At 39.0% G+C, this 26,759-nt stretch carries 19 protein-coding genes, 1 tRNA gene, 3 rRNA genes, 1 other RNA gene, 1 pseudogene and 1 other annotated feature; of the genes and pseudogenes, 5 read left to right on the top strand and 20 right to left on the bottom strand.

Annotated elements, in window-relative coordinates; translation table 11 throughout:
* Positions 1-4: 4 nt before the first annotated feature.
* The 3 genes from MHH85_RS20240 to ffs form a co-directional block, all read right to left on the bottom strand.
* The gene (locus MHH85_RS20240; RefSeq protein ID WP_340708322.1) at positions 5-325 is read right to left on the bottom strand and encodes a YbaB/EbfC family nucleoid-associated protein; all 321 of its coding nucleotides are present in this window, start codon (positions 323-325) and stop codon (positions 5-7) included.
* A 29-nt stretch (positions 326-354) separates the two neighbouring features.
* Positions 355-2,130: a DNA polymerase III subunit gamma/tau gene (gene dnaX / locus MHH85_RS20235; RefSeq protein ID WP_193737874.1), complete on the bottom strand. Its 1,776-nt coding sequence runs from the start codon at positions 2,128-2,130 to the stop codon at positions 355-357.
* A 144-nt stretch (positions 2,131-2,274) separates the two neighbouring features.
* Positions 2,275-2,541: signal recognition particle sRNA large type (gene ffs / locus MHH85_RS20230), an RNA gene on the bottom strand.
* A gap of 269 nt (positions 2,542-2,810) precedes the next feature.
* Here ffs and MHH85_RS20225 point away from each other — a divergent pair.
* Positions 2,811-2,903: transfer RNA gene (locus MHH85_RS20225), tRNA-Ser, on the top strand.
* Positions 2,904-3,109: 206 nt separating this feature from the next.
* On the opposite strand, the gene MHH85_RS20220 is transcribed toward MHH85_RS20225, so the two are convergent.
* From MHH85_RS20220 to MHH85_RS20205, 4 genes are all read right to left on the bottom strand, one after another.
* Positions 3,110-3,646, bottom strand: a complete 537-nt coding sequence (locus MHH85_RS20220; protein WP_340708321.1) for an LOG family protein — start codon at positions 3,644-3,646, stop codon at positions 3,110-3,112.
* Between the two features lie 136 nt (positions 3,647-3,782).
* Positions 3,783-4,454, bottom strand: coding sequence for a deoxynucleoside kinase (locus MHH85_RS20215; RefSeq protein WP_340708320.1), 672 nt, complete (start codon positions 4,452-4,454; stop codon positions 3,783-3,785).
* Complete coding sequence (locus MHH85_RS20210; protein ID WP_340708319.1) at positions 4,451-5,089, bottom strand: deoxynucleoside kinase; 639 nt, start codon at positions 5,087-5,089, stop codon at positions 4,451-4,453. The genes MHH85_RS20215 and MHH85_RS20210 overlap by 4 nt, the downstream gene beginning before the upstream one ends.
* 175 nt (positions 5,090-5,264) lie before the next feature.
* On the bottom strand, positions 5,265-6,407 hold the full coding sequence (locus MHH85_RS20205) for a glycosyl hydrolase family 18 protein (RefSeq protein WP_193737878.1): 1,143 nt from the start codon (positions 6,405-6,407) through the stop codon (positions 5,265-5,267).
* Between the two features lie 89 nt (positions 6,408-6,496).
* On the opposite strand from MHH85_RS20205, the pseudogene tadA reads away from it, so the two are divergent.
* The 3 genes and pseudogenes from tadA to MHH85_RS20195 form a co-directional block, all read left to right on the top strand.
* Positions 6,497-6,973 (top strand): annotated as a pseudogene (gene tadA, locus MHH85_RS20200) (tRNA adenosine(34) deaminase TadA); the annotation flags it as partial.
* 21 nt (positions 6,974-6,994) lie between these two features.
* On the top strand, positions 6,995-7,450 hold the full coding sequence (locus tag MHH85_RS22330; RefSeq protein WP_445684134.1) for an SF0329 family protein: 456 nt from the start codon (positions 6,995-6,997) through the stop codon (positions 7,448-7,450).
* An 18-nt stretch (positions 7,451-7,468) separates the two neighbouring features.
* On the top strand, positions 7,469-8,008 hold the full coding sequence (locus tag MHH85_RS20195) for an SF0329 family protein (protein ID WP_340708318.1): 540 nt from the start codon (positions 7,469-7,471) through the stop codon (positions 8,006-8,008).
* A 60-nt stretch (positions 8,009-8,068) separates the two neighbouring features.
* Here the strand turns inward: MHH85_RS20195 and serS are convergent, their stop codons facing one another.
* The 3 genes from serS to pdxS all read right to left on the bottom strand — a co-directional run bounded on the left by serS (position 8,069) and on the right by pdxS (position 11,207).
* Complete coding sequence (serS, locus tag MHH85_RS20190; RefSeq protein ID WP_193737880.1) at positions 8,069-9,355, bottom strand: serine--tRNA ligase; 1,287 nt, start codon at positions 9,353-9,355, stop codon at positions 8,069-8,071.
* Between the two features lie 120 nt (positions 9,356-9,475).
* Positions 9,476-9,690: a binding site (T-box leader), on the bottom strand.
* Positions 9,691-9,721: 31 nt separating this feature from the next.
* Complete coding sequence (gene pdxT / locus MHH85_RS20185; RefSeq protein ID WP_304952547.1) at positions 9,722-10,315, bottom strand: pyridoxal 5'-phosphate synthase glutaminase subunit PdxT; 594 nt, start codon at positions 10,313-10,315, stop codon at positions 9,722-9,724.
* A gap of 4 nt (positions 10,316-10,319) precedes the next feature.
* Positions 10,320-11,207 (bottom strand): pyridoxal 5'-phosphate synthase lyase subunit PdxS, encoded by an 888-nt coding sequence (gene pdxS / locus MHH85_RS20180; RefSeq protein WP_340708317.1) that lies wholly within the window; start codon positions 11,205-11,207, stop codon positions 10,320-10,322.
* A gap of 103 nt (positions 11,208-11,310) precedes the next feature.
* Here pdxS and pdxR point away from each other — a divergent pair, with 103 nt between their 5' ends.
* Positions 11,311-12,720 carry a MocR-like pyridoxine biosynthesis transcription factor PdxR gene (gene pdxR, locus MHH85_RS20175; protein ID WP_340708316.1) on the top strand — a complete coding sequence of 470 codons (1,410 nt, stop codon included), beginning with the start codon at positions 11,311-11,313 and terminating at the stop codon, positions 12,718-12,720.
* 33 nt (positions 12,721-12,753) lie between these two features.
* Here the strand turns inward: pdxR and MHH85_RS20170 are convergent, their stop codons facing one another.
* The 10 genes from MHH85_RS20170 to opp4B all read right to left on the bottom strand — a co-directional run bounded on the left by MHH85_RS20170 (position 12,754) and on the right by opp4B (position 26,759).
* Complete coding sequence (locus MHH85_RS20170) at positions 12,754-14,091, bottom strand: serine hydrolase (protein ID WP_340708315.1); 1,338 nt, start codon at positions 14,089-14,091, stop codon at positions 12,754-12,756.
* Between the two features lie 116 nt (positions 14,092-14,207).
* Positions 14,208-15,674: an IMP dehydrogenase gene (gene guaB / locus MHH85_RS20165; RefSeq protein ID WP_053418405.1), complete on the bottom strand. Its 1,467-nt coding sequence runs from the start codon at positions 15,672-15,674 to the stop codon at positions 14,208-14,210.
* Between the two features lie 105 nt (positions 15,675-15,779).
* Complete coding sequence (locus tag MHH85_RS20160) at positions 15,780-16,259, bottom strand: glutathione peroxidase (RefSeq protein WP_193737884.1); 480 nt, start codon at positions 16,257-16,259, stop codon at positions 15,780-15,782.
* A gap of 235 nt (positions 16,260-16,494) precedes the next feature.
* A 5S ribosomal RNA gene (gene rrf, locus MHH85_RS20155) occupies positions 16,495-16,610 on the bottom strand.
* Positions 16,611-16,672: 62 nt separating this feature from the next.
* Positions 16,673-19,602 (bottom strand): 23S ribosomal RNA (locus tag MHH85_RS20150).
* Between the two features lie 184 nt (positions 19,603-19,786).
* Positions 19,787-21,339 (bottom strand): 16S ribosomal RNA (locus tag MHH85_RS20145).
* The 16S, 23S and 5S rRNA genes sit together here, the layout of an rRNA operon.
* A gap of 405 nt (positions 21,340-21,744) precedes the next feature.
* A complete protein-coding gene (locus MHH85_RS20140; protein WP_340708314.1) occupies positions 21,745-22,845 on the bottom strand; it encodes an HD-GYP domain-containing protein in 1,101 nt (366 codons plus the stop codon).
* 181 nt (positions 22,846-23,026) lie between these two features.
* Entirely contained in the window at positions 23,027-24,832 is a 1,806-nt protein-coding gene (locus tag MHH85_RS20135) for an oligopeptide ABC transporter substrate-binding protein (RefSeq protein ID WP_340708313.1), read from the bottom strand.
* A 16-nt stretch (positions 24,833-24,848) separates the two neighbouring features.
* A complete protein-coding gene (locus MHH85_RS20130) occupies positions 24,849-25,763 on the bottom strand; it encodes an ABC transporter permease (protein ID WP_340708312.1) in 915 nt (304 codons plus the stop codon).
* 33 nt (positions 25,764-25,796) lie between these two features.
* A complete protein-coding gene (opp4B, locus tag MHH85_RS20125) occupies positions 25,797-26,759 on the bottom strand; it encodes an oligopeptide ABC transporter permease (RefSeq protein ID WP_193737888.1) in 963 nt (320 codons plus the stop codon).

The raw sequence follows: 26,759 nt of genomic DNA, 5'->3' as shown, positions 1-26,759 counted from the left end.
CCTCCTAGAACATGCCGGGAAGGTTCATGCCTTTCGTGAATTGTCCCATTGTAGCATTTGTAGTTTCGTCTACTTTTTTGATTGCTTCGTTTGTAGCAATGATAATTAGATCTTGTAACATTTCAATATCTTCTGGATCTACTACTGATTCATCAAGAATAACGTCAGTTACTTTCTTCTCACCAGATATAACTACTTTCACCATACCACCACCAGCTATACCTTCAAACACCTGAGCAGCTAGTTCTTCTTGAGCTTCCATCATTTTCTTTTGCATTTTTTGCATTTGTTTCATCATGTTATTCATATTTCCCATACCACGCATATTAGTTTCCTCCTCAAAATGATTAAAATTTACTCTTCTAGTATTTCTACAAAACCTTTACCAAAAAGCTCCTCTGCTTTTGCGACAAGCGGGTCCTCTGAAGGAATTCGCTCCTCTACAAAAAGAGGTTCTGCCATTTCGTTTACATTATCTGCAGGTGTTTCTTCTAGTGAATGAACCTGTTTGTCCAGACCATGCTGACGAATGAAGTCTGCACGTATTTTCAGCCAATTATCTTCGGGCACTACTACAATTTCATAGGCCACACCTGTTAATGGTTGTAAGATTGTAGACATCGCTGAAAATGTACCATTATTAGTACCTATCGTGCAATAAACTCCTTGCTTTAATTTTAACACAAACGCATTAGAAGATGCTGCCACAGGTTCAGCGTCTTCTAAAAGCGCTGATTGCGATTTTTGAAGTTGATTTAGCACATCAGACCATGCTGATTTTATCATTTGTAAATCTGTTTTCGTTGCTACTTTAAGTACTTCTTGGATACGACCAACATTAATTTTCATACCACTATCTACTTTTGGTCGTTGTCGTTGTTGGGCCGGTGCTGTATTGCGTTGTTGGCCACCTTGTTGTAGTTGGTGAACAATTTGTTCTAATGAAGCAATCTTCGCTTCAAGATCTGCAACATTAGATGATTCCCCGGTAGTTTGCATCAGTGGACTATTTGCTTGAGTAGACGCTTGAATGATGGGTTGGCCTGGAGCAAATTGCGCCATTTTCAACATGGCTGTTTCTAAATAAATTTTGGAATGATGTGAAAAGCGCATCTCTTGTTGCGTCTTTGAAAGGATATCAACATAGCCATATAATGTATCAGTGGTAAATTGGTTGGCTAGAGTTTTGAACTTTTCATCAGACGAGGCAAGCTCAAGTAGATCCTCTAAATCAGGAGCTGTTTGAATTAGTAATAGGTCACGGAAAAATGTGATGAGATCCTCTGATAGACGAACTGCATCTTTCCCTTCGCTCATTAGCTTTTCTAAAAGAGCTAATACTTGTGCAATATCTTTGTCTCCTAATGCTTTTGCTAAATCATAGAAGACTTCCTGGCTTATAGAGCCTGTCACGAATAGTGCATCCTCTAGTGTTAACTTGTCCCCACTGAAAGATACAACTTGGTCCAGCATACTCAACGCGTCGCGCATTCCTCCGGCAGCAGACTGTGCAATGACTTTTAGCGCTTGCTCATCATATTGTAGTTCTATATCTTCTAAAACAATTTTCATACGTTCTAACAAGTCAATAGAAGAAAGGCGTTTAAAATCAAACCTTTGACAACGTGAAATAATCGTCGCCGGCAACTTATGGGGTTCCGTCGTTGCCAATATGAAAACAACATGCGCAGGTGGTTCTTCTAAAGTTTTAAGTAAAGCATTAAATGCACTTGTAGATAGCATATGAACTTCATCGATGATATACACTTTAAAACGAGCGCTTGCAGGTGCAAAACGTACTTTTTCAATAATCTCACGCATTTCTTCCACGCGAGAGTTGGATGCAGCATCAAACTCAATGACGTCAGGATGTGACCCATTTGTGATACTAAGACATGTTGCACATGTATTACACGGTTCCTCAGTTGGTGCATGCTCACAATTTAATGCTTTTGCAAATATTTTCGCTGTACTTGTTTTCCCTGTACCTCGAGGGCCAGAGAATAAATAAGCATGCGTAGTTTTATTGGCAAGGAGAGCATTTTGGAGTGTCCGTTTAACATGCGACTGTCCTGACATTTCTCTGAATGATTGTGGGCGATACACACGATAAAAAGCTTGATACGTCAACGTTTACCTCTCCTTTTTTGCCGATTAGTTTAATGTGTATATTATACCATAAGAGCGCTTCTGAAAGCCGCTCAATACCTTTAGATAAAAGAAAAACTCATTCGCCGAAAACGACGAATGAGTTTGAAATTTGCACGATAAATGCCGTGCACCTTCCTTCGACAGCCGTACATAAGCGTTACTTTTGTCGTTAGCTCTGATTAGGCAACCCTACGGCACATGCGATAAGCCGCTTAATGCTGCTTCCTTCCGGACCTGACATGGTTCGCGGGTACGCATTGCGTAGGACCCAATCGTCAACACTACGTGCAAAAGGCAGACCAAACATACGGACAGCCTTAGAAAAGGACTTCAGTCTCGCTAGAGCGGATTGCGAGTTATAGGACACCGCTACCTTCCCACCTAGCACGGCATCTATTAGTATACGAAGAATAATGAAAAAAATCAATATAAAAGCATGAAACGAAATATTACAATTAATAAAAGGATGGTTCTAAGATCGATTAACATCTTATTTCAAGCTATTCTTCACCCTCTAATTAAAATACTTTTCGCTTTAAAAAACCTCGTTAAATAGGCATTCTAAATATTATTTGAAATTTTTTATTAAAAAGTGTTGACGAGGTATTTAATACATGATAAAGTATTACTTGTCAGAAAGACAACAACATATTTTCTTCGGAGGAATACCCAAGTCTGGCTGAAGGGATCGGTCTTGAAAACCGACAGGCGGGTCATACCGCGCGGGGGTTCGAATCCCTCTTCCTCCTCCATTTTATTTTTAAAAACACGCGCATAATATTGAGATTGTATTCGTTGCTAAAGTGACGAATTTTTTCTCTAATACATATAGTCAGAAATTTTAGAAACAAACATTTATGTTTGTTTCTTTTTTTGTCTTCCGTAAAAAATGTGCTACCTAAATTGATATAGTTCTTTTCAAAAGCAAAATCAATATATCCGCACCCATCGATTACTTCTATAATTCATTTATAAATAATAAGAGCTCTTCAGGAGAACTTACCACACCTATTTGACCCTGCTGACTTTTCAACATAAAGCCTTCATCCACAGTATGTTGTAAATGAGCTTGAAGGAAATCATAATAATGATTGATATTGTATAAGCATACTGCTTTCGTATGCTGACCAACTTGGGAAAGTGTGAGTACATCAAAAAACTCATCCATTGTTCCCGCTCCACCTGGCAACGCTATAAAGGCATCTGCTAATTCAATCATTTTAGCCTTTCGCTCATACATAGTATCTACAAAAACTAATTTTGATAAACCTTGATGTGTAATCTCTTTCCATTCCAAAAAAGTCGGCATAACCCCAATTACTTCTCCTCCGTTAGATAATACTACGTCTGCTACTTTCCCCATTAGTCCTACCATTGATCCTCCATAAACAACACCAACACCATGCATAGCCAAAACCCTTCCGAGCTCCATAGCCTTTTCAGCATATATAGGATTTGCCCCCACCTTGGATCCGCAGTAAATTCCTACTCTCATAAAATGCACCCCCTCTTATGAAAATATAAAAAGATGCACCTATATATGATTATTTCCTTCCATTTCTTATATTAATTTTAAACGTATTATTAATTGCTATAAAAAAAGACTGTCATGTAGTTGACAGTCTTACAATTTATTTACGACGTAAATGTGATGTCTGCTCCATAAAATGACTTATGCGTTCCACAATCACTTCTACTGTATCTGGATTTTTCATCAAGTCATAGTCGTTGATGTCTAAACGCAATACCGGACATGCATTAAAACTGTCGATCCAGTTTTCGTAACGTCCGTGCATTTCATACCAATAATCCCTTGGTGTTTGTTGTTCCATTGGACGACCACGTTCTTCAATACGCTCTAAAATATCTTCAATTGGTCCTTCCAAGTAAATTAGCAAATCTGGATGAGGAAAATATGGTGTCATGACCATTGCATCGAATAAGTTTTTATATGTTTCATAGTCAGTTTTGCTCATCGTGCCTTTTTCTTCATGCATTTTAGCAAAAATCCCTGTGTCCTCATAGATAGAACGATCTTGAATAAAGCCACCACCATATTCAAAAATACGTTTTTGCTCCTTGAAACGTTCAGCTAAGAAATAAATTTGTAAATGAAAGCTCCATTTTTCAAAATCATCGTAGAACTTGTCCAAGTAAGGATTAGAATCGACCTTTTCAAATGACGTACGGAAATTTAATGCATTTGCTAACGCCTTCGTCATTGTCGATTTGCCGACTCCTACTGTTCCCGCAATTGTAATAACTGCATTAGCAGGAATGCCGTATTTTTCTCTTAAATTCATGACTCGAAACTCCCTTTTTCTAATGTTTCTTCAATAGTTCTTAAGATTTTTTGTAAATCCAATGGGTTTTTTACAAAATCAATTTCATCACCATTGATTCGTATTACCGGAATATCTGGATTTTGTTTTTCAAATCGTTCAATAAATACATGGTAATCCGCAACGAGCTGTTCCATATAATCTCTTGAAATCATTTTTTCAAATTCGCGACCCCTCATGGCAATTCGTTTCATCAAAGTATCGACACTTGCATGAAGATAAACGACTACATTTGGACATGGCATATCAGTAGTTAATATTCGATATATTTCTTCATACTTGTGAAATTCAGATTCTTTTAATGTTCGTTTAGCAAAGATTAAATTTTTAAAAATGTGATAATCTGCAACTGCAGATTTTTCATGCGATAGTATATGATTCTTTATATCTGTTAATTGTTTATAGCGATTACACAAGAAAAACATCTCTGTCTGGAAACTCCATTCATCAATGTCTTCATAAAATTTATTTAAAAACGGATTTTCGTCCACGATTTCTTTTAATAAGTGAAACTGAAAAGTCTCAGCAACTATTTTAGAAAGTGACGTTTTTCCGACGCCAATTGGCCCCTCAACCGTGATAAATGGTACAGGCATCAGAAGTCCCCCTTCATCGTCTTTTTAATCAGTGCTTATCATTTTATCATAGTAACAAGAAAAGCAGAAGCGACTAGTTAAGTACAGATGATTTATAAAAAGCAACTTATACCCTAAAGTTTAATGACATCAATGTGTGCAAAAAAACCCCCAGTATCAACTGAAGGTTTTAATATTATCGTTTTTTCACGTGGAACATCTCTTGTAAAAGTGCCCAGTTTTGAGGGAAGGCAAAACCCATATGCCAATAACTTATACCCCTTAACTTTAGTTCCTTTAGCAAATTGAACTTCGCTTCAATAGAACGTGCATCTTCAAACCACACCACATGTTCTACTCCATTACTCCAATAATGGAAAAATGGCGCTTCAGCTATTGGGTCATACGAAATCGCCGCATTTTGATTTCTTGCCAAAGCAACAGCCTGTTGAGGACTCAATCCCCTTGCAGGTGGATTTCCTGCTTTATATGGTAATGTCCAATCATATCCATATAAATTTTGTCCCATCATTACTTTTTCAGCAGGTATTTCAGTTATAGTATATTCTAACACCTGACGTACTGGACCAATTGGTGATACCGCCATTGGTGGACCTCCGCTATATCCCCATTCATATGTCATAATGACAACAAAATCAACCGCTTCACCTATCCCTTTATAGTCGTGCCCCTGATACCATTTCCCTGGCTGATTTGCACTTGTCTTGGGTGGTACTGCTGCTGAAATTGTTAATCCTTGAGCATGAGCTCTTTGTCTGAACCTGTTCAAAAAATCAACGTAACGTTGCTTATCCTCAGCTAACAAGTATTCAAAATCTAAGTGAATATCTTTTGCCCCTTTTTTAGAAGCTTCACTTAAAGCAGCTCCAATGATTAAATCTTGTAATGTAGTATCATTTAAAATAGTATGTGCTAATGTATCACTAAAAGCGTTATTCTCTATATTTGTTAATACGATGGCCGTTGCCGACTGATTAGCATTCGCTATCTCTGATATACTTCCCCAGTCCAGCGGTGTAAGAGTGCCATCACGTTTCACTTCATATGAAAATGGCATCATATAAGTTAATAGTGGTGCACGTCTTCTCAGCTGAGCTATTAAACTTTCTGGAATTTCAGCTGTATACCATTCAACATAACCATTTGTATCAATTGTAGGGCGATTTGGATCTGGTGTTTCAGGTAATACAAGTGCTTGCCCAACAACTAGAACATCTGGATCTGGAATTTCATTAAGTGCAACAATCGTCGCGACTGTCGTATTATGCGCCCTGGCGATATTATATAAGTTATCACCTTGCCTCACTACATAAATCAAGTGCAACCTCCTCTAGCATTATTTCTCCAGTAATATATGCGAATTGGGTTTAAACCGTGCTACACTATTTGGCAAGGAGCGATGAATCTATGGACGTATTAAAAAAAGATCTACACTTTATGCAATTGGCCATCAAAGAAGCAAAAAAGGCCGCAGCACTAGGAGAGGTGCCCATCGGTGCCGTTATTGTCTACAAGGATGAAGTCATCGCCAGTGCACACAATTTACGCGAAACTTCACAGAATGCAGTTACCCACGCTGAACTCATGGCAATTCAACAAGCTTGTAACAAAATTGGTAGTTGGCGATTAGAAGAAACAACTCTCTACGTTACTTTAGAACCTTGCCCTATGTGCGCAGGAGCAATTTTACAATCTAGAGTGCCACGTGTCGTTTATGGAGCTAGAGATAGCAAAGCAGGTTGTGTAGATTCACTCTATCATTTATTAGATGACTCACGATTTAATCATAAGTGCGAAGTAACGGAGGGCATATTAACAGCTGAATGTGGTCAATTATTAAGTGATTTCTTCAGTAGTCTACGTAGTAAGAAAAAAACCGAACGAGCAACTTCTGCCCCTAAAGTTATACCCTTTTCCAAATTAAAATCCGACGTTGAACGTTTCTTATGCGAGCCGTTACAAGGAAAGGTCGAACTTCAATCCGCTACACATAATCAATCTCGTGATGATAGACCACACATTTGGTTAACACTAAATAAAGACCAAATTTTTAATGTAGCTGATTTAAAATTTATTAACGAACAATTTCAAGGGAATAAAAATCCCGAACTACTCTCTACAGAAGTACAAATAGACGAACAAAACAAAATGGCCAGCTTACATTTATATGAAGCATTTACTCAATATCCTCATTTATCAATTGTAGATGCACTAGCTTCTACAAACCCAATTATCCGTGCATATGCATTACTTGATCGTCGTGTGGGGAAACGTAAATTAAAAAACATGACTGCACCACAGTCTTCATTAGAAAGAAAGTTTTATCAAATCCGTTGTGAGGCAGAGGGTATTCACTATTAAACTCAAGGGAGATAACCTATGCAATTCAGCAAAATCAAAAAAAGATACGAAAGTTTTCTTTGCAAAAAATTGCAAGGTCGTGTGAAGCTTTATGCAACAACATATCGTAAAGCACATGACAACCCAGCAAGTATTTGGCTTACATTAGATAAGCAGAAGATTTTAAATGCAGATGATTTAAGTTTTATCGTTCCGAGGAACACACTATATGCACAACTAAAAGAACAACATAGGCTAAAACCCATACCATATAATAGAGACTTCAATGTAATGTTAGAATCCCCTGAAAGACGAGCATTAGTAGATGCCTATGATTTAGCTGAAGCAACTTTAATGGACCTCGGAAATTTCGAAAGCTTTTACTTGTATGAAGCAATCATACACTATACTCAATTCCCCATTGAAGAATCATTACTATCAGAAAATGTACTCATTCAAGCTTTAGCCATGTTTGATTACCGTATAGGAAAACGCAGATTACAAAATTTAAACATCGATAGAGCTCATCCTACTATTCAGCAATTTTACCAAATCCGTTGTGATGCAGAAGGTATTTAAAAAACAGAAAAAGGCTACTGCAGGAGAAAACTCCATAGCATTAGCCTTTTCATGTATAAATTATTTAGTTGGAGCTTGAATTACTTCTTTACCGCCCATATATGGACGTAAAACTTCAGGAATAACTACAGAGCCATCCGCTTGTTGATAGTTTTCAAGAAGTGCTGCAACTGTACGACCAATTGCTAAACCACTACCATTTAATGTGTGCACATATTCAGGTTTTGCTCCTGTTTCACGGCGGAAACGAATATTGGCACGACGCGCTTGGAAATCTTCAAAATTAGAGCAAGAAGAAATTTCACGGTACGTACCTTGGGCTGGAATCCATACTTCTAAATCGTATTTTTTTGCAGCAGTGAATCCTAAATCAGATGTACACATTTTTAATTTACGATATGGTAATCCTAAAAGTTGGAGAACTTTTTCAGCATGGCCTGTTAATTTTTCTAATTCTTCATAAGAATCTTCTGGTTTCACGAAACGCACAAGTTCTACTTTGTTAAATTGGTGTTGGCGAATTAAACCACGTGTATCACGGCCTGCTGATCCCGCTTCAGAACGGAAAGAAGCACTATAAGCTGAAAAGCCTTTCGGTAAAACATCAGCATCTAAAATTTCATCACGGAAGAAGTTTGTTACCGGTACTTCTGCTGTTGGGATTAAGAAGTAATCTGTATCCGCTAATTTGAATACATCTTCTTCAAATTTCGGAAGCTGGCCCGTACCTGTTAAGCTATCACGGTTAACAATTACCGGTGGTAACATTTCTTCATAACCATGTTCTTCAGAATGTAAATCCATCATGAAACTCATTAAAGCACGTTCTAAACGAGCACCTAGACCACGATAAAATACAAAACGGCTACCTGTTGTTTTTGCAGCACTTTCAAAGTCGATGATGTTCAAATCTGTACCTAAATCCCAGTGCGCTTTAACCTCAAAGTCAAACTCTGGAATGTCGCCCCATTTAGCTACTTCCACATTATCATCTTCCGTGTCTCCTACTGGTACACTTTCATGTGGAATATTTGGTAAGCGCATCATCATATCTTGGAATTTACCTTCTACTTCACGAAGATCTGTATCTAATGCTTTAATGTCATCGCCAACTTTACGCATATGCGCGATTTCAGCATCAGCATTTTCTTTATTACGTTTCTTTTGAGCAATTTGTTCAGAAACTTGGTTACGCTCAGCTTTTAATACTTCTGTTTTTGCGATTAAATCGCGTCGTTGTTGATCAAGAGTTTCAAATTGATCGAAGGTACCTAAATCTTCATTACGGTGTGATAGCTTTTCTTTAATTTCCGTATAATTATCACGGATTCGTTTAATATCTAACATATGTCCATTCCTCCAGTTTTGTAAATTCGATAATAGAAATGTATCAAGGTTATCTTACAAAACAATACTTTAGGTCTAGGTCGCATTAAAAATAAGCAACAAAAAAGCCCTCATCCCCATGAAAGGGACGAGAGCATACCCGCGTTGCCACCCTAATTGATTGCATCTAGATGCAATCCACTTGTTTCATAACGGCTTGTTGGCCGGCCACAGCCTACTAAAGATTCAGCTGAGCAACTCCAGGACGGATTCACAAGGTTTTTTATCGACTTACACCAACCGTCGACTCTCTATAAAAAAACTTACTTGCTACTACTTCCTATCATCGTGTTTAATATGAATTTTATCCATACTTTACAATAGATTTCAACGTTTTGCAAGTATGGTCAAAACACTTTGCTCAACCATTTGCACAAAGTATGCCATAATTCGTTGATCTTCTGTCAATTCGGGATGAAAAGAACAGCCTAGAAACTGACCATCTTTCGCTAAAACAATGCGCCCATCATACTGTGCTAATACTTCAACGTTCGATCCCACAGTTACAATATGAGGAGCACGTATAAATATTGCCGGAAAGTTTTCACCAATATTTTTTATAGAGAGAGGTATTTCAAAGCTATCAATCTGTCTACCAAATGAATTCCGCTCAACAATAACATCCATTACACCAATATGTGGTGATTGCTGACCAATGATATTTTTCGCTAATAATATTAATCCTGCACAAGTACCGAATATTGGTTTACCATCACCAGCGAATTGACGAAGGGGTTCCATCATCCCGTAACGATCAATTAACCTTCGCATCGTTGTACTTTCACCACCCGGTAATACAAGACCTTCAAGTTCCTTTAGTTGTTCTGCATGCTTTACAATGATTGCAACAGCACCAGCTGCTTCTATAGCCTGAACATGCTCACGTACAGCTCCTTGCAGCCCTAAAACACCGATTTTCACCATCTTACCAGCCTCGCTCTTGCATACGATCTTGTGGATTTAAGCGAGAGATTTCAATACCTTTCATCGGAACTCCAAGTTCCTTCGAAATTTCAGCGATTAATTTATAATCCTTATAATGAGTAGTTGATTCTACAATAGCTTTTGCAAACTTGGCAGGATTTTCAGATTTGAAAATACCTGATCCTACAAAAACACCATCTGCCCCAAGCTCCATCATTAACGCTGCATCAGCAGGAGTTGCTACTCCACCAGCAGCAAAATTCACAACCGGCAATCGACCTAAACGATTGATTTCTAATAAAAGCTCATAAGGTGCACCTAAAATTTTTGCCTCTGTCATTAGCTCATCCGGTGTCATGTTTGCAACTTTACGTACCTGTGCATTCACTTGACGTATATGACGAACAGCTTCAACTATATTACCCGTTCCTGGCTCCCCCTTTGTACGAAGCATCGATGCCCCTTCACCAATACGACGTGTTGCTTCACCTAAATCACGACACCCACAAACAAAGGGCACTTTATAATCGCTTTTTAACAAATGATATTCTTCATCTGCTGGTGTTAACACTTCACTTTCATCTATGTAATCTACCCCCATTGCTTCTAAAACACGGGCTTCTACAATATGGCCAATACGCGCTTTCGCCATTACAGGAATTGATACGGCTGACATCACTTCTTCCACAATACGAGGATCTGCCATACGTGCTACTTCACCAGCAGCTCGAATATCAGAAGGAACACGCTCAAGAGCCATAACAGCAACTGCGCCAGCTTCCTCCGCAATTTTCGCCTGCTCAGCATTAATTACATCCATAATTACGCCACCCTTTTGCATTTCTGCCATTCCGCGTTTTACTCGATCTGTAGCTGTTTGATTTGTCATTTCCATCGCCTCCATTTTCTTGTATGATGTTAGTATAATGAAAATTGACCATATAAAAAGATTCAGTTTTTATATTACTTACATGGTCAGAAGAGGTGATCTGATGGATATGCTTATGTTTCAGCTAGAGAGAAATTCTAGTAAACCTATGTACGAACAGCTCTACGAAGGCATTAAGAAGGGGATTACAGAAGGTACAATACCAACTGAATCTAAACTTCCTTCAAAGAGAAAATTAGCTGAATTTTTAAATATTAGTCAAACGACAATTGAACTTGCCTATGCACAGTTGTTAGCAGAAGGCTTTATTGCTTCAAAGCCCCGTGTCGGATATTTCGTTGAAGCTGTTGAGGAACTTGCCTATGTAGAAAAAAATATTCAATATCCAGTGATTCCAACTTCCTTATCCCGCGAAACATTTAACATAGATTTTAATCCGGGACAAATTGATACAGAATCATTTCCATTCCATCTTTGGAGGAAATATGCGAAGGAAGCAATTGATGAGCAATCTCAAGAGTTATTACTAATTGGTTCGCCCCAAGGAGAGCAAGAATTACGCGAGGAAATTGCTACGTATTTGTATCAATCAAGAGGTGTTATATGTGCGCCGAATCAAATTGTAATTGGCTCTGGGACAGAACAACTTATGCCTATGATTATTCGCCTTCTAGGAGCCTCTTCTCGCTTTGGAATTGAAAATCCAGGTTATCCATTAACCCATCACATCTTTAAGCAAACAGATCGTCCTGCAATACCAATCAATGTAGATGATGAAGGGCTATTGGTCAATGATTTGGAGCACTCTAAGGCTAATATTGTCTATGTCACGCCCTCACATCAATTTCCGACTGGTGCAGTATTATCTGCCCCTCGCAGAGCACAGCTTTTAAACTGGGCTTCCCAAAAGGGTGATCGTTATATCATTGAAGATGATTATGATAGTGAATTTCGTTATATTGGGAAACCAATTGCTGCATTACAAGGAATGGATAAAAGTGACAGCGTGATTTACATAAGTACATTTTCTAAATCACTTATGCCTTCACTACGCATTGCCTATTTTGTACTGCCTCCAAAATTAGTAGAAGTGTACAATCAGGCGTTTAATTACTATACATCGACTGTACCTCGCTTCGAACAGCATATTCTCGCACAATTCATGCGGGATGGCCATTTTGCGAAGCATTTAAATCGAATGCGTAAAATCTATCGTAAAAAATTAGAAAAGCTTACAATGGCTCTAGAACCATTTTCACCAACTGTTAAAATTTCCGGCGAACAAGCAGGTATGCATATCGTACTAACAATTTCCCACACAAAAAATGCAACAGAATTGAAAAACTTAGCAAAAGAAAAAGGCATTCGTATTATACCTATTCAAGAATATATGATGGATCCAATATTAAATGAAAAACCCATACAGTTTCTGCTCGGTTTTGGGGGAATTAAAGACGAAGAAATTAGTCAATCTGTACAACAATTAATGGAGGCTTGGGGAATTAGAGCATAAAAAAAGGCAATCGTCATGATTGCCTTTTTTATATTAGAATATTTTATTCCATAAATCAGAGAAGAAGTTGCCAATACCTTTGAATGCTCGGGAAATCCATCCAGATTTCTCAACAGTAGCTGTAGTGACTACCTCTGCATTGTTTACTTCTCCATCAATAAATCCATAATCTTTACCTTCAGTTTTTTCAATTTCAACATGTCCAACAACAGCGCCTTTTTTAACAGGTGCGTCTAGTTCTTTTTTATCTAAAACTAATTTTGGTTTATATAAATCTCTATCTGAAGTTTTAACCATAATTGAAATAGCTTCTTTTGTAGCAATGTTCACTTTATCTTCTTTACCATCAATTACAGGTATCGATTTTTGTCCTTTAAACGTATAGTTGGCCGGGACAATTTCTTCTGTCGTAAATTGATTGAAACCATAGTCGAATAATGTGCGTGTTGCATCAAAACGAGATTTATATGTTCCTTCACCATTAGCATCTACAGCATCTAAAACAACTGCAATTAGACGTGTTCCATTACGTGTTGCAGTACCTGTGAAACAGTAACCAGCAAAATCAGTTGTACCTGTTTTTAATCCATCTACACCTTCATATTCAAATACTAGACCAGGTAGCATGAAATTCCAGTTAGACATTTTAATTGCATCATCTGTACCTTCACGGAATGTTTTTTTCGTAATGCTTGAAGTTTTCAATACATCAGGGTGATCTTTTAATAAATGATAGGCTAATTTAGCAACAGATTTTGCGGGCATCTTATTCTCCGCAGTTTTACCAGTACCTGCTGGTTCCATACCATCTAGTTGTGCATTATTTAAGCCTGTTGAATTAACGAAAGTATAATTCTTCAAACCCATTTTTTTTGCTTTTTTATTCATCATGTTAACAAATTCTGTTTCTGAGCCAGCAATTGTTTCTGCAATTCCAATAGTCGCTCCATTTGCTGAGTAAATTGCCATTGCTTCATACAATTCACGAATTGTATATTCACCGTCAGCACGTAGAGGCACGTTACTAAGTGCACGATTTTGGGAAATTTTATATGCGTAATCTGACACTTTATATTTTTGATCCCAAGTAATTTTACCTTCATTAATTGCATCTAGTAATATATATTCTGTCATCATTTTTGACATACTAGCAATTCCTAAAGACTTGTCCGCATTCTTTTGATATAAAATTTTACCTGAGTCTGCATCGATTAAAATGGCGCCTTTAACGCGCAAATTAAGCTCGTCTTCTGCATTCGCTGCCTTCGGTATTGTTACAAACATACTTAACAGCAAAGCAGAAACCATGATTAATCGTAACCATGTGTTTTTTCTTGATGTTTTCACCATAATACCTCCATATGTGTTCATATTACTCCTCTTACTCCGCTCATTTTAACATAGATTCAGGGCCCACAACTACGGTGTATAAAAAAACACCCTTTCTACATCTAGTTTGACGTAGAAAGGGTGGGAAAGTTTCGAAATTATGAGATTGAGTAGTTTGGTGATTCTTTCGTAATCTGAACATCATGTGGATGACTTTCACGTAACCCAGCACCAGTCATACGAACGAACTGTGCATTTTCACGTAAATCACGAAGATCCTTCGTACCACAATACCCCATACCTGAGCGAATACCTCCAACTAATTGGTGGATCGTATCTGCTAAAGGTCCTTTGTAAGGAAGACGTCCTTCAATACCTTCTGGAACAAGTTTTTTCGCATCCTCTTGGAAGTAGCGATCTTTTGAACCTTTTTCCATAGCTCCTACTGAACCCATACCACGATATACTTTAAAGCGACGACCTTGGTAGATTTCAGTTTCTCCTGGAGATTCAGAAGTACCTGCAAGTAAGCTACCTAACATTACTACATGTCCGCCAGCAGCTAAAGCTTTTATAATATCTCCTGAGTATTTAATACCGCCATCAGCAATAATTGTTTTACCTTGTTTACGAGCTTCTGCAGCGCAATCATAAATTGCTGTAATTTGAGGTACACCAACACCTGCAACAACACGAGTTGTACAAATTGAACCAGGCCCAATCCCTACTTTAACTACATCAGCTCCAGCTTCATAAAGAGCTTTTGTAGCCTCACCTGTTGCAACGTTACCAGCGATAATATCTAAATCTGGGAATGCTGCGCGAATATCTCTTACTACTTCTAAAACACCTTGTGAGTGACCATGTGCTGTATCGATTACAATTACATCTACTTGTGCGTCTACTAATTTTTGTACACGAACCATAGAATCTTTCGTAACACCAACTGCAGCACCTACAAGTAAACGACCTAGATGGTCTTTAGCAGCGTTCGGGAATTCCATAACTTTTTCTATATCTTTAATTGTGATTAAGCCTTTTAAGACGCCTTCATCATCAACGATTGGTAATTTCTCGATTTTATATTGTTGAAGTATTTTTTCTGCATCGTCTAAAGTTGTTCCAACAGGAGCCGTAACTAGATCTTCTTTAGTCATAACTTCATCAATTTTTTGAGAGTAGTCTTGTACAAAGCGTAAATCACGGTTTGTAATAATTCCTACTAATTTAAGATCTTTATCATTATTTACAATTGGAACACCTGAAATACGGTATTTTCCCATTAAATGTTCTGCATCAAATACTTGATGAGATGGTGTTAGGAAAAACGGATTCGTAATAACTCCATTTTCAGAGCGTTTTACTTTCTCTACTTGATCCGCTTGCTCTTCAATGCTCATATTTTTGTGGATAATACCAATACCACCTTGACGAGCCATAGAAATTGCCATTGGTGCCTCAGTTACTGTATCCATTCCAGCACTAATAATAGGGATATTCAATTTAATTTTTGGTGTTAAATTAACTGATAAACTTACATCTTTCGGTAATACTTCAGAATGTGCTGGTACAAGCAATACATCATCAAACGTTAAACCTTCTTTGGCAAATTTCGTTTCCCACATTTCGGTAACTCCTCCTGTTTTGTAAAAGAATATTAATTGTAAGATTAACAACGTGGCTATTCACTTGTCAAGGACTCAGCAATAAATAAGATTATTTAGAATTGTTCACTTCAATGTAGATTTTAAGTCATTTTCTATTTTAACTGGTGAAGTTTGAGGTGCATAACGCGCTACAACCTTCCCCTCTTTATTTATTAAGAACTTAGTGAAATTCCATTTAATCCCCTCGGTTAGTAAACCTTTTTTCTCTGAAACTAGATATTTAAATAATGGATCAGCATTGTCTCCCTTTACATCTACCTTTGCAAACATTGGAAAATTTACTCCGTAATTCTTTTGGCAAAATTGCATTGTTTCATCGATATCTGCAAACTCTTGATTATTAAATTGATCACAAGGAAAACCTAAAATTTCAAATCCCTGTTCGTTATATTTTTCATACATTGCTTGTAGTTCTTTAAATTGTGGTGTAAAACCACATTTACTTGCTGTATTTACAATTAGCAATGGTTTACCAGTAAAATCACTTAAATTTTGTTGCTCTCCATCTACCTTTTTAACCGTAAAATCATAGACTACTGTCATTTTCCATACCTCCTGTTAGAATAAATTTTGCTATTCTATTTGATTGTACTTCTTTTAACCATATGTTTTATTTAATATTTGTACAAGAAAAACGAATTCAAATAGAAGATATAAATATAAATCATGGTAGATACATAGAATATCTCAAACTTAATTAAGTACAATATTATACTCTTAATAATAAAAATAAGTAATAAAAAAAGCACAACTGATTAAATCAGCTGTGCTTTAATGTGCCTAGCAACGTCCTACTCTCACAGGGGGAAACCCCCAACTACCATCGGCGCTAAAGAGCTTAACTTCCGTGTTCGGCATGGGAACGGGTGTGACCTCTTTGCCATCATCACTAGACTATTTAGAGAACTTGTTCTCTCAAAACTGGATAAATTACATTGAAGTTAGTTAAGTAAAATTTGGTTAAGTCCTCGATCTATTAGTATTCGTCAGCTCCGTATGTCGCCACACTTCCACCTCGAACCTATCTACCTCATCGTCTTTGAGGGATCTTACTTACTTGCGTAATGGGAAATCTCATCTTGAGGGGGGCTTCATGCTTAGATGCTTTCAGCACTTATCCCGTCCACACATAGCTACCCAGCGATGCCCTTGGCAGAACAACTGGTACACCAGCGGTGTGTCCATCCCGGTCCTCTCGTACTAAGGACAGCTCCTCTCAAATTTCCTACGCCCACGACGGATAGGGACCGAACTGTCTCACGACGTTCTGAACCCAGCTCGCGTACCGCTTTAATGGGCGAACAGCCCAACCCTTGGGACCGACTACAGCCCCAGGATGCGATGAGCCGACATCGAGGTGCCAAACCTCCCCGTCGATGTGGACTCTTGGGGGAGATAAGCCTGTTATCCCCGGGGTAGCTTTTATCCGTTGAGCGATGGCCCTTCCATGCGGAACCACCGGATCACTAAGCCCGTCTTTCGACCCTGCTCGACTTGTAGGTCTCGCAGTCAAGCTCCCTTATGCCTTTACACTCTACGAATGATTTCCAACCATTCTGAGGGAACCTTTGGGCGCCTCCGTTACTCTTTAGGAGGCGACCGCCCCAGTCAAACTGCCCGCCTGACACTGTCTCCTACCCCGCTAAGGGGCATGGGTTAGAAGTTCAATACATCTAGGGTAGTATCCCACCAACGCCTCCTCCGAAGCTGGCGCTCCGGAATCTCTGGCTCCTACCTATCCTGTACAAGATGTATCAAAATTCAATATCAGGCTACAGTAAAGCTCCACGGGGTCTTTCCGTCCTGTCGCGGGTAACCTGCATCTTCACAGGTACTATAATTTCACCGAGTCTCTCGTTGAGACAGTGCCCAGATCGTTACGCCTTTCGTGCGGGTCGGAACTTACCCGACAAGGAATTTCGCTACCTTAGGACCGTTATAGTTACGGCCGCCGTTTACTGGGGCTTCAATTCGCACCTTCGCTTGCGCTAAGCACTCCTCTTAACCTTCCAGCACCGGGCAGGCGTCAGCCCCTATACGTCACCTTACGGTTTTGCAGAGACCTGTGTTTTTGCTAAACAGTCGCCTGGGCCTATTCACTGCGGCTCTCTCGGGCTTTCACCCTACTAGAGCACCCCTTCTCCCGAAGTTACGGGGTCATTTTGCCGAGTTCCTTAACGAGAGTTCTCTCGCACACCTTAGGATTCTCTCCTCGACTACCTGTGTCGGTTTGCGGTACGGGCACCTTTTACCTCGCTAGAGGCTTTTCTTGGCAGTGTGAAATCAGGAACTCCGGACATACGTCCTCGTCATCACAGCTCAACGTTATAGAAATGGGATTTGCCTCATTTCACGCCTCACTGCTTGAACATGCATAACCAACAGCATGCTTACCCTATCCTACTGCGTCCCCCCATTGCTCAAATGGTAAATAGGTGGTACAGGAATATCAACCTGTTGTCCATCGCCTACGCCTATCGGCCTCGGCTTAGGTCCCGACTAACCCTGAGCGGACGAGCCTTCCTCAGGAAACCTTAGTCATTCGGTGGACGGGATTCTCACCCGTCTTTCGCTACTCATACCGGCATTCTCACTTCTAAGCGCTCCACCAGTCCTTCCGGTCTGACTTCACAGCACTTAGAACGCTCTCCTACCACGGACATCTAAGATGTCCATCCACAGCTTCGGTGAATTGTTTAGCCCCGATACATTTTCGGCGCAGCGTCACTCGACCAGTGAGCTATTACGCACTCTTTAAATGATGGCTGCTTCTGAGCCAACATCCTGGTTGTCTAAGCAACGTCACATCCTTTTCCACTTAACAATTACTTTGGGACCTTAGCTGGTGGTCTGGGCTGTTTCCCTTTTGACTACGGATCTTATCACTCGCAGTCTGACTCCCGTGCATAAATCACTGGCATTCGGAGTTTGTCTGAATTCGGTAATCCGGGATGGACCCCTAGTTCAAACAGTGCTCTACCTCCAGGATTCTCTATCACGAGGCTAGCCCTAAAGCTATTTCGGAGAGAACCAGCTATCTCCAGGTTCGATTGGAATTTCTCCGCTACCCACACCTCATCCCCGCACTTTTCAACGTACGTGGGTTCGGGCCTCCAGTAAGTGTTACCTTACCTTCACCCTGGACATGGGTAGATCACCTGGTTTCGGGTCTACAACCACATACTCATTCGCCCTATTCAGACTCGCTTTCGCTACGGCTCCGTCTTCTAAAACTTAACCTCGCATGTAATCGTAACTCGCCGGTTCATTCTACAAAAGGCACGCTATCACCCATTAACGGGCTCTAACTACTTGTAGGCACATGGTTTCAGGATCTATTTCACTCCCCTTCCGGGGTGCTTTTCACCTTTCCCTCACGGTACTGGTTCACTATCGGTCACTAGGTAGTATTTAGCCTTGGGAGATGGTCCTCCCAGATTCCGACGGAATTTCACGTGTTCCGCCGTACTCAGGATACACTCAAGAGAGAATGAACTTTCAACTACAGGGCTGTTACCTGCTCTGGCGGGCCTTTCCAGACCGCTTCGTTTAACTCATTCCTTTGTAACTCCATATAGAGTGTCCTACAACCCCAAGAGGCAAGCCTCTTGGTTTGGGCTATTCCCGTTTCGCTCGCCGCTACTCAGGGAATCGATTTTTCTTTCTCTTCCTCCAGGTACTTAGATGTTTCAGTTCCCTGGGTCTGCCATCAAGACGCTATGTATTCACGTCAAGATACTGCTCCATTACGAACAGTGGGTTCCCCCATTCGGAAATCTCCGGATCAAAGCTCACTTACAGCTCCCCGAAGCATATCGGTGTTAGTGCCGTCCTTCTTCGGCTCCTAGTGCCAAGGCATCCGCCATGCGCCCTTAATAACTTAACCTAAAAGTTAGTTATTAAGCCTAAAAAACTTAATAATAAAAAATGTGTTACTTAATTTGCTTCAATGTCGTTTTATCCAGTTTTCAAAGAACAAGGTTTTGAAGATCATTTTACAATGAGCCTTCAAAACTGAACGCAAGACGTTAATCGACAGATCCAAGATCTGTTTCCGTAATTATCCTTAGAAAGGAGGTGATCCAGCCGCACCTTCCGATACGGCTACCTTGTTACGACTTCACCCCAATCATCTATCCCACCTTCGGCGGCTGGCCCCATAAAGGTTACCTCACCGACTTCGGGTGTTACAAACTCTCGTGGTGTGACGGGCGGTGTGTACAAGGCCCGGGAACGTATTCACCGTGGCATGCTGATCCACGATTACTAGCGATTCCGGCTTCATGTAGGCGAGTTGCAGCCTACAATCCGAACTGAGAACGATTTTATGAGATTAGCATACCCTCGCGAGTTAGCGACTCTTTGTATCGTCCATTGTAGCACGTGTGTAGCCCAGGTCATAAGGGGCATGATGATTTGACGTCATCCCCACCTTCCTCCGGTTTGTCACCGGCAGTCACCTTAGAGTGCCCAACTAAATGATGGCAACTAAGATCAAGGGTTGCGCTCGTTGCGGGACTTAACCCAACATCTCACGACACGAGCTGACGACAACCATGCACCACCTGTCACCAATGTCCCCGAAGGGAAAACTCTATCTCTAGAGCGGTCATTGGGATGTCAAGACCTGGTAAGGTTCTTCGCGTTGCTTCGAATTAAACCACATGCTCCACCGCTTGTGCGGGCCCCCGTCAATTCCTTTGAGTTTCAACCTTGCGGCCGTACTCCCCAGGCGGAGTGCTTAATGCGTTAGCTGCAGCACTAAGGGGCGGAAACCCCCTAACACTTAGCACTCATCGTTTACGGCGTGGACTACCAGGGTATCTAATCCTGTTTGCTCCCCACGCTTTCGCGCCTCAGTGTCAGTTACAGACCAGAAAGTCGCCTTCGCCACTGGTGTTCCTCCAAATCTCTACGCATTTCACCGCTACACTTGGAATTCCACTTTCCTCTTCTGCACTCAAGTCTCCCAGTTTCCAATGACCCTCCACGGTTGAGCCGTGGGCTTTCACATCAGACTTAAGAAACCACCTGCGCGCGCTTTACGCCCAATAAATCCGGACAACGCTTGCCACCTACGTATTACCGCGGCTGCTGGCACGTAGTTAGCCGTGGCTTTCTAATAAGGTACCGTCAAGGTACGTTCAGTTACTAACGTACTTGTTCTTCCCTTACAACAGAGTTTTACGATCCGAAAACCTTCATCACTCACGCGGCGTTGCTCCATCAGACTTTCGTCCATTGTGGAAGATTCCCTACTGCTGCCTCCCGTAGGAGTTTGGGCCGTGTCTCAGTCCCAATGTGGCCGATCACCCTCTCAGGTCGGCTATGCATCGTTGCCTTGGTAGGCCATTACCCCACCAACTAGCTAATGCACCGCGGGCCCATCTAGTAGTGACAGCCGAAACCGCCTTTCAGCATTTTGCCATGTGACAAAATGGATTATTCGGTATTAGCCCCGGTTTCCCGGAGTTATCCCAATCTACTAGGTAGGTTGCCCACGTGTTACTCACCCGTCCGCCGCTAAATCAGAAGAAGCAAGCTTCTTCATCATTCGCTCGACTTGCATGTATTAGGCACGCCGCCAGCGTTCGTCCTGAGCCAGGATCAAACTCTCCATAAAAGTAGTTTGAAAGCTCATTAGCTTTGCTAGCGTATCATCCGAAGATGATATCTATTTTTGTTTTGATCCACCAACAGAGTTGATGTTCAAAAACATTTATTGATTAACGTCTTGCATGTTCAGTTTTCAAGGTTCATTTTGTCGTTTTGTTTTGACGACTTTTAAATCTTAACATTTATACCTTCTGCTGTCAACAACTTTTTAAAAAAGTTTTGTTGGAAGCGAAGTTATTAAGTTTTGTTCAGTACGTCTTAGCGACAAGTAATATAATATAATACTTTCTATATAACTGTCAACACTTTTTAATAAAAAAATAGAATTCTATCCCTAACATATAAAGCTAATTATCTTTCTAACGAGTTTCTTCCTATAGAACGACTTAATTTAGGGATAGAATCAATAAAACTATTCGACGATTAATCTTTCGATATATAATATACGATTCCTTGATAAGTCTATGATTTCTGATGTATCTATTAACTTTACAACCGGACGAGTAGGGGTATCCTTATTTACAAAAACAATTGTTGCTAATGCAAAATTAGATAATTCTACTTTTGTTCCTAATGGTAAATCAGCTAAACAACTAAACAATGTATGAACAACTTCAATATTAAATTTGCCAAATTGCGATTCTCGAATCATTTCTAATACTTTAAATGATGATTCTTTTTCTCTGTATACCCGTTCGCATGTCATAGCATGGAAAACATCAGCTACTGCAATAATATGAGAGTATACAGCAATAGAATTACCTTTCTCACCTAATGGATAACCACTACCATCTAATCGCTCATGATGCTGATATATAGCAATCTTCATATCAGATTTTAAAAGAGGAATTTCTTTTACTAATTGTGCACTATAAAAAGGATGTTCTTGAATTTCTTTAAGTTCTAACTCAGTTAACGCACCTGCTTTTTCAAGAATCTTTTTATTCACTTTTGCCATACCGCAATCAGCCAAAGCAGCTGCGCTGGCAATTTGAATAATATCTCCTTTTGGTAAGCACATTTTGTGCGCAATTGCAGCCGAGATTAAACTAAGTGCAACTGAATGATGATAAATATAATTTTTAGAATCTGAAAGTTCATTTAATGAAAAAATAAGTGCGCGATCTCTCAATACATAATCTATTAACGGAAGTATAATAGTACGAATCTTTACAATATCAACTTTACTACCCGCCTGCCACTTAAAAAATTCTGCTTTAAATTCAGCAACACTCTTTACATATTGGATAGCAAATGGCGTCATACTTTCAACTATCACTTCATCTTCTGTAACATTTTCAGGAACTAACGTAATTTCCTTTTCTTTTTTTTCTATGATTGATGTAGTGAGCACTGGGATTTTTGGGATTTGGAAAGCCTGAAATACAATTAAATGCTCTCTAGTAATTTTAGTGTCTTTATATACAATAGGGTATTGTGTATTTGCCATTATATCTTCGGCCACAATACTACCCAACCGTAGATCAGCCACCTTCACTAATGTAGCGCTCATAAGTACGCACTCCTTCGAAAATAATTAGTTTGTCCTAGTATATATTGTATCTAAAACTTACTTTAATTGTAATATAAATATTTAGTCCTTATGTCATTTAAATTTTTGTTAGAACAAAAAAACTCCAAGCATTGCACATATAGCGCAATTGCTCGGAGTCTTTTAAAATTTAGTTACTTTATTATTTCATTGGTTCTTCAGCAGTAAGCTCCCAATCTTGCATTTGAACAGGATCAACGTAGTTAATATCATAGTTTTTCACACGTTTGTTAACCGGAACAATTTCTATGCTATAGAAAATTGGGAATACTGACGTTTGTTCAGCCATATATACTTGCCAATCTCTAAATGCTTTAGAACGGAAATCTACATCAACCGCTTCCGGTGAATCAATATCAGATAATAGTTTATCTAACTCAGGAGAAGTAAAACGACTGAAGTTAAATTCTGCATCATGGGCATAAATTCCAGATGGTGAAGGATTTGTACCTGTAGACCATGCACCCATGAACATATCAATTTCTTTGTCATCAGCTTTTACTTTATCATAGAAGCTATTGAATTCGATTAAACGACCAGTTGTTAATACAACATTCAAACCAACATCTTTAAAGTTTTGTAAGTAGAACTGAATAATAGCTTCAGTTTTATCATCACCTTGCATTGCAGCTAGTTTTAGTTCGAATTTTTTGCCATTTTTATCTTCACGAATTCCATCGCCATCAACATCTTTATATCCTGCATCATCTAATAATTTTTTAGCTTTTTCAGGATCGTATTTGAAACCTTCTAATGTATCGTCATAGAAAGCAGAGAATACTGGCGGAATTAAAGAATTAGCACGTGATTTTAAACCATTATAATATACATCTGTTACTTGTTCGATATCCATCGCATAAGCAATTGCTTGGCGTAATGGAATATCATTCATTTTAGCATTTGGATCTGTTTCATTTTCACCAGATTTTTTGTTTAGTTTACCAAGTTTGAAGCCCATATAACTGTAAGATAATTCTGGTCTACCTAGAATAGTTAAGTTCTTCAGATCTTTAATTGAATCAAACGCAGTTGCTCTAATTGAGCTTGCCATATCATATTTACCTGCTTTTAAAGCTTCTACAATTTGAGTAGATGGTACAGATGTTAATACAACCTTATCAATTTTTGGTTTGCCTCTCCAATAGTTTTCATTTGCAACAAATTGAACTGACTCACCATTAACAATTTTATCAAATTTAAATGCACCTAGAGTAACTGGAGCTTTACGGATTTTATCAGATTTAACTAAATCTTTAACTGGTACATCTTTTAAATAGTGTTTTGGTTGTGCATATCCCCATAGACCATCGCCGCCATTGTAAATAGCAGGTGATACTTTTTTGAATGAAATTTCTAAAGTATAATCGTCAATTTTCTTTAAACCAGAAATAGTTTTCGCTTTACCTGAATGGTATTCAGCAGCACCAACGATGTTTTTAAAGTCACCATCATAACGAACACCTGTATAGTCTTTATGACCAATAATTTCGTACGGGAAGATAACATCATCAATAGTTAAAGGCTCACCATCAGACCATTTTACATCTTTGCGAATTGTAACGGTTGCTTTATTGTTTTCAGCATCAACATTTAATGATGCAATACCTTTATCGCTTAATAAAAAGTCTTCTTTTGTATCGAAAATAGAGTTATTTGCATAATTCATAATTTCAGAATCGTAAGCGTCATCTGATAGTTCTTGTAAGAAAATCCCTTTAAATGGAGATTCAGCTACTAGGGCAACTTGTAATGTCCCACCCTTGATCGCTTCATCTTTGTTATCTACAGCAAGTGGGAATTTGCTAGAATCTACTTTCTCGGGCACATCTTTGCTACCACCGCCAGATTCACCTGTTTTACCTTTTTCATCTTTGTCTCCGCTACATGCCGCTAGTGCTAGTACTAAAACTAACAACATTGCAAGTAACGACCAATTCTTTTTCTTCATCTCTTTTCCTCCTTTATTATCCTAATCTCTGTCTTGCATCTGCTGAACGACGTAATGCCTGTCCAACATAATTTATTCCTAACATCAATACTAAAATTAGTAATGCTGCAGGTAACCAAACCCATAACTTCGTAGACAATATTTCAGGATCTGTTGCGTAACTAACAAGAGTCCCTAAACTTGGTGTAGATGGTGGAAGACCAAAGCCAAGGAAGGATAATCCTGTTTCAATGCCGACAAACCCTGCAAAGTTCAATGTCATTTCAACAATAAGTATTGAACTTAAATTCGGCATGATTTCTTTAAAGATGATAGTTGAGTTACGAGTTCCCATTGTCTTAGAAGCACTAACATAATCTCTTCTACTTTCTGATAAAGCTTTACTTCGAATAAGCCTTGCCGTACCTATCCAAGCGAAGGCGCTCATTATTAATATAAATGCCGCTATATTATACTTAGGTATAATTGTAACGAACACGATAATAATCATAAGTGTTGGTAGTGTCATAAGAAAATCTATGATTCTCATAAATAAATTATCAATAAAACCACCAAAGTACCCTGTTACTAGACCTATAACGATACCAACAAATCCAGTAATAATTGTAATGAAAATGGCAATTGTGATTGAGTTTCTAGCGCCAATAATTAATTGACCTAATATAGATCTTCCCCCATGATCTGCTCCAAGGAAATATCCATCTCCTGGTTCTGCATATTTCCCTCTTAAATTAATATGCATAACCTCTTTTTGATCAATGAAGAGTGCAGCGATATATATAGCTACAATGATTAACACTAAAAAAATTAGAGAAAACATTGCCAATTTATCTTTTTTAAACTCTCTCATTACAACTTGGAATCCAGTAGGTGGAGAACTCTTACTACTATCTTGATCTATAAGTATTGTATTTCCTGATTGTTGTGTCATCTCTATTCACCTCTCCTTAGTCATTAAAATTCATCATTCTATCCGAATTCGTGGATCCACAATACTCATAATAATATCGGACAGTAGACTACCTAATAACGCTAAGAAGCCAAATAACATAACTAGCGTTGTAATTACACTATAATCACGTGATTGAATTGAAGAAATAAATAACTGCCCCATCCCCGGATATCCGAAGATTGTTTCGATAAATATCGATCCACCCAATAATCCTGTTATGGTAAATCCAAAGAATGCAGCAATTGGTAATATTGAGTTTCTGAAAATGTGTTTAGAGTACACTTTCGAAATCGGAAGTCCTTTACTACGCGCTGTTTTAACATAATCCATTGATTTAGAATCAATTATCTCCGTACGCAAGTATTGGATGATACCAACGGTGCCTAATAGAGCATAGGTAATAGCTGGTAATAACATGTGATATATTTTGTTCCAATAATACGCCATTGTCCCGGGATCATACTTAACGTCCACTGTTCCACTGGTCGGGAATATTGGAAATTGATAGCCAAATAGGAATAAGAATATTAACGCCAATACAAAGGTTGGAATTGCATAACTAATAAAACTATAAAATACAATAATCTTATCTAGTATCGTATCTTGGAAACGTCCTGCTAAAACTCCTAATGGAATTCCAATTGCATATAATAAAAAGACACTTAATAAAGATAGCCACAATGTATTTAAAGCACGCTCACCAATAAGTGTTGAAACGGCCACCTTATATGTATAGCTATCTCCAAAATCACCTTTTAAAGCATTTGTAATCCAATGATAGTATTGTGTATACCATGGGTCGTTTAAGCCAGCTTTCTCTCTTAACTCTTCTATTACACTGGGATCTGTTTCCGGTGTTATTAAACCTGTGAATGGATCACCAGGCATAAACTTCGCCATGATAAAAATTAGTAAGCTAAGGACAAATAGTTGTGGAATCATAACTAAAAATCTTCTTAATATTGTTTTCCACAT

Source organism: Viridibacillus sp. FSL E2-0187, assembly GCF_038006425.1.
GTDB classification, from domain to species: Bacteria; Bacillota; Bacilli; order Bacillales_A; family Planococcaceae; genus Viridibacillus; species Viridibacillus arvi.
This window is presented reverse-complemented; position numbering and strand designations above follow the sequence as displayed.